Here is a 4,858-nt window from a genome sequence, read left to right as displayed (position 1 = left end):
GGGGAAACCTCCCCCCCCCGCCGCACCGCACCGAGTGGCGGTACTGGTCATGGACGACGTGCTGCCCCTGGACCTGGGCATCCCGGCCCAGGTCTTCATCTCCGTGCCCGGTGCCCCCTATGAGCTGACCCTGTGCGGACGGACAGCGGGGTCGGTCCCGACCGCGGCGGGGTTCGCCGTGACGGTGACGGCCGGGCTGGAAGCGGTACGCGGCGCGGACACCGTGGTGGTCCCGGGGTACGTACCGCACCTGCGGGAGCTCCCGCAGGACGTGCTCGCCGCACTGGCCGAGGCCCACGCCCGGGGCCGGCGGCTGGTGTCCATCTGCACCGGCGCGTTCGCACTGGCGGCAGCCGGGATCCTGGACGGCCGCAAGGCCACCACCCACTGGCAGTACACCGAGGAACTGGCGGCGCGGTATCCGAGGGTGTCGGTGGACCCGCGCGTGCTCTACGTGGACGAGGGACAGGTGCTGACCTCGGCGGGCGTCGCCGCCGGCATCGACCTGTGCCTGCACCTGGTGCGACGCGACCTGGGCGCACGGACGGCGAACAAGGTGGCGCGCGCCCTGGTCTCCGCTCCCCACCGCGACGGCGGGCAGGCGCAGTACATCAAACGGCCGCTGGCCCCCGACACGTACGGCGTCACCCTCGCGCCCACCCGGGCGTGGGCCCTGGCCCGTCTGCACGAGCCGCTGACGGTCCCGCTGCTCGCCGCGCACGCTCACATGGCGCCGCGGACCTTCGCCCGGCGGTTCGTCGCCGAGACCGGCACAACTCCCCTGCGGTGGCTGCTCGCCGCCCGGCTCGACCGTGCCCAGGAGCTCCTGGAGAGCACCGGACTCGCCGTCGACCACATAGCCGACCGATGTGGTCTGGGCAGCCCTTCGAACCTCCGGCTGCACTTCCGGCGCACCCTCGGGACGACACCCACCGCCTATCGCGCGGCGTTCGCCCCGACGGCACGACCGAACCACGCTCAGGTGCACACCCCGACGACGGCCACCGGCCCGCCGGCCGCCTCACCGTCCCGGACGGGGACGACGCACCGGGACCCCGCCCGCGCAATGATCGTCATCGATCCGGTCCGTACGGGGACCGCCGACCTCGCCGGCATCCACCTCCGGGTCAGGCCCGGCACCGACGCCTGATGCCCGGCCGGTCTCCTCGGCGTCCTGGTCCAGGACGAGGCCGTCACCGCCGGCGCCGTCGACGGCGCGCGGGAGATCCTGCGCACGATGAGCGCACACAAGGTGCGGCGCCTGCTGGTGATCGACGGTCACGGCATGGCTGCCCTTGGGCCGGTCGGGCCCGGAAGTCATCCGAGTTCGTCCACGCCTCGCCCGCAACGCGCACAGGGGTATGCGCACGTTGCGGGCCACTGCACGGGATGCGCGAGCGGGCAGCGCTCGGAGCGCTGGCGAAGCGGCCGGCTCCCGGGACTGATCAACTCAGCCGCCGCTCTTGCGCCTGAACGACCGCTGGCTCGCAGCCGGGCCGTGCGCCGCACGCACCTTCGACGCGTCCGGGTTGGCGGCGACACCGGCGGCGTCCGCCTGCGCACCGCGCTTGCGTGCCAGGACTTCGCGGAACTTGCGCTTGAGGTCGTAGTTGCCGTCGCTGTCCGGCGCCAGAGGTGCCGCCTCGGGGGCAGCCGGCTCCGAACCCTCCGTCGACACGGGCTCTGCGGTCATGGTGACCTCCTGGGTTCGGGGGGATGGGCAAGCACAGCTTGTCATGCCGGGCGCGGTACTGGGTGCCGACTCCATCATCCTGCTCCGTTTTGACGGGTATTCCTCTCGCGGTCGAGAGCGTTCGCTCGGTGGGTGAGGCGCACAGGACGGCTTCGGACCGGGCCGAGGGTTGCCGATCCCGTGGCCAGGACGTTCACTCCCCGACCGCCTGGCGTGTCCCGCGACCGTCCGCTGACCTAGTTCCTGGTGGGTCTCGGCCACGGACTGTTCCGTCTTCTTTCTCTCTGCGTGGATCCACGTCAGGGCGCCGGGCGGGGCAGCAGAGACAGGTGGGCAAGCCGGGCACCATCCGGCCCAATGCTGACCTTTTGCTAACCCGGAGGCGGCAGTCAGTGGGCGGTTCGTGGGTCTTTGAGTGGTTCTACTGTCGCCTGATGGTGTGGTGGCAGGGCGGAATCCGCCGGTCCACGGGTGCTGATCTGGTGATGTGACCGGGTGAGTGAACGCAAGCTGTACCCGAGTGACTTATCGGACGAGCAGTGGTCATTGATCGAGCCGGTGATCACCGCGTGGAAGGACCGGCACCGCTCGGTCAGCGGGCACCAGGGCGCCTACGACATGCGGGAGATCGTGAACGCGATCCTCTACCAGGGGCGGACCGGTTGCCAGTGGGCTTATCTCCCGCACGACCTGCCGCCCAAGAGCGCGACCTACTACTACTTCGCCGCCTGGCGGGACGACGGCACTGATCAGGTCATCCATGAACTCCTGCGCTGCCAGGTCCGTGAACGCGCCCGCCGATTAGAGGACCCGACCCTGGTGGTCCTGGACACCCAGAGTGTCCACGTGGCCGCCGGGGTCCCTGCTGTCACGACCGGTCACGATCCGGCCAAGCGGGTGCCCGGCCGCAAACGCGGCCTGGCCGTGGACGTCCTCGGCCTGGTCATCGCAGTCGTCGTCCTCGCCGCGAACACCCACGACAACGCCGCGGGCACCCTCCTGCTGGACCAGGTCGCCGAGCACGCCGGCGGAAGCGTCCGCAAAGCCCTGGTCGACCAGGGCTTCAAGAATCAGGTCGTCGTGCACGGCGCCGGCCTGGGCATCGACGTCGAGATCGTCGCACGCAACCCGCAGGACAAGGGGTTCGTGCCGCAGCCGAAGCGGTGGAGGATCGAGCAGACCTACGGGATCTTGATACTGCATCGGCGCCTGGTCCGCGACTACGAGTACCACCCCTCCTCCTCTGCCTCCCGCGTCTACTGGGCGATGACCCACGTCATGACCCGACGCCTCACCGGCGCGAACGCCCCCACCTGGCGCGAGATGCAGACGGCGGCAGCGTGAACCTCCAGCCCCTGCTCGACGCCCTGGAACTCCAGGAAGACGCCGCCCGGGCCCTGGCCGACGACCTTCGCGCACAGATCGACGACCTGCAGACCCGGTTACAAGAGGCCGAGACCCGCCTCGAACACCTCGCGATCACCCGCACGACCGTCACCGGCCTCGCCGACCGGCTCCCGCACGTCGCACCGGACCTGCCCGAGCACCCGGACTACCCCCGCATCCTCGATGCCTTCAACCAGACGACCGGACCGCTACGGGCCAAGGACGTCTGCGAAGCCCTCGGCCACGAACTGCTGCCGAAGAACGTCGAAGGCACCCGCGCCAAGCTGAAACGCCTGGTCAAACTCGGGATCCTCACCGAGATCGACACCGGCAACTTCGCCAGGAAGCAGCAGCCAGCACCCCTTCCCCAAGTATGACTTCAAAACGGACATCACCTCCTGAAGATTGCTTCAGGTGAAGGCGATGGCTGCTCCGGTCGCGATCGAGAGTTTCGCAGCCTGGAGAAGTTGCAGGCAGACATACGATTCGACACCGTAACGCTGCCATCCCTCGCTGGCTGGCTCTTCGGCATCAGTGGCCTCGAAGACCTCCTCGGAGTGCGGATCGAGGTCTTCTGGAAGACCAAGGGCTTCAGCGAGTCGACGGACTTCCACCAGCAGCCGAACCGAAGAACCGAGGTAGCCGCCCGGCGCCTTTTTGTCGACAATGACGTGGGTGAAGTCGACAGGGACGTAGTACCCCTGGCAGTCCGAATGATGGATCAGGTGGTCGAACGGTCCCGGAGGCTCGCCTGGGAGAGTCTTGTAGACCTTGCTCAACAGCGGGTCGTCAGTCGCACGCTGGGCCTCATGCAACGGCTCGGGCAGGCGCCCACCCGCCGCAAGGTGGACGGCGAGACGACGAACGGCATGCAAGCCCGAGTAACCCCACATCTCGAAATCCGTGTCCTCCGCCTCAACCAGATCGGGCTCGGTCCACTGCCGCGCCCCCGCCCGCTCCAGTAGCTCGCCGATCCGAACGAAGTCAGCGCGGAGCATCTCGGTGTAGTCGTCCTCGGCATCGCTGAGCACACCGACGACCATGTTCAAACCCATGACCCGATCTTGCCAGCACGACCACATCGCGCCCGGCCGCTTCCCCAGGAACAAGTACTTCCCGGAGACCCCCTCGACCAGCAACCCTGCCCCTAGCCTCCTTCGGAAACGGACATCAGCTCACGAACTGCGCTCTCAACCGATCAACATCCCACCAACGTGACACCGCCCGCTGCCGGCGTATCCGCCTGAGGCGGGATCGGGGACTTCCGGAGCGGAGCCTTCCATCCGCGTGCGGTCGGTGAAGCGGTAGCGGTAGGACGTCGGCGTGGTCGCGTAGTGCGCGGTGAAGTTCTGCCGGAAGGTCACGGCGCTGGCGAACCCGCACGCCGCGGCGATACGGGTGATGCTCCAGGTCGTCGTCTCCAGCAGCCTGCGCGCTTCGTCGAGCCTGCGGGTGAGAACCCACTTGGCCGGGCTCATGCCGGTGGTCTCGTAGAAGCGGCGGGAGAAGTTGCGGGTGCTCATGTGCGCATGAGCGGCGAGTTCGGTGACGGACAGGCGCTGGTCGAGGTTGGCCAGGGCCCAGGTGATCGTGTCGCCGATGGGCCCCGCGGCGTCGTCGGGTACGGGTCGGTCGATGTACTGGGCCTGGTCGCCCTCCCGGTGGGGTGCGATGACGAGATGGCGCGCGACGGTGGCGGCAGCCGCGGAACCCAGTCGGTTGCGGACGATGTGCAGGCAGGCGTCGAGCCCGGAGGCGGTGCCGGCCGAGGTGAGCACG

Annotated in this window: 6 protein-coding genes; 3 read left to right on the top strand and 3 right to left on the bottom strand. The window is 68.9% G+C overall.

Annotated features, from left to right (window positions below; genetic code table 11):
• Nucleotides 1-49 precede the first annotated feature (49 nt).
• A complete protein-coding gene (locus B7767_RS43485) occupies nucleotides 50-1,150 on the top strand; it encodes a GlxA family transcriptional regulator (RefSeq protein ID WP_306298060.1) in 1,101 nt (366 codons plus the stop codon).
• Between the two features lie 300 nt (nucleotides 1,151-1,450).
• On the opposite strand, the gene B7767_RS43475 is transcribed toward B7767_RS43485, so the two are convergent.
• Entirely contained in the window at nucleotides 1,451-1,693 is a 243-nt protein-coding gene (locus B7767_RS43475; protein ID WP_085576577.1) for a DUF5302 domain-containing protein, read from the bottom strand.
• A gap of 495 nt (nucleotides 1,694-2,188) precedes the next feature.
• Between B7767_RS43475 and B7767_RS43470 the strand changes: the two genes are divergently transcribed.
• Entirely contained in the window at nucleotides 2,189-3,037 is an 849-nt protein-coding gene (locus B7767_RS43470; RefSeq protein ID WP_085576576.1) for an IS5 family transposase, read from the top strand.
• Nucleotides 3,034-3,456 (top strand): hypothetical protein, encoded by a 423-nt coding sequence (locus tag B7767_RS43465; RefSeq protein WP_085576575.1) that lies wholly within the window; start codon nucleotides 3,034-3,036, stop codon nucleotides 3,454-3,456. The genes B7767_RS43470 and B7767_RS43465 overlap by 4 nt, the downstream gene beginning before the upstream one ends.
• Before the next feature lie 33 nt (nucleotides 3,457-3,489).
• Here the strand turns inward: B7767_RS43465 and B7767_RS43460 are convergent, their stop codons facing one another.
• A complete protein-coding gene (locus B7767_RS43460; protein WP_143653044.1) occupies nucleotides 3,490-4,134 on the bottom strand; it encodes a hypothetical protein in 645 nt (214 codons plus the stop codon).
• Between the two features lie 135 nt (nucleotides 4,135-4,269).
• On the bottom strand, nucleotides 4,270-4,858 hold a 589-nt coding region (locus B7767_RS43455), incomplete at its 5' end, for a GlxA family transcriptional regulator (protein WP_143653042.1).

It is taken from the genome of Streptomyces sp. 13-12-16, from assembly GCF_002114215.1.
Classification (GTDB): domain Bacteria; phylum Actinomycetota; class Actinomycetes; order Streptomycetales; family Streptomycetaceae; genus Streptomyces.
The sequence above is the reverse complement of the archived record's forward strand: the minus strand, read 5'-3'. Positions and strand labels throughout refer to the sequence as shown.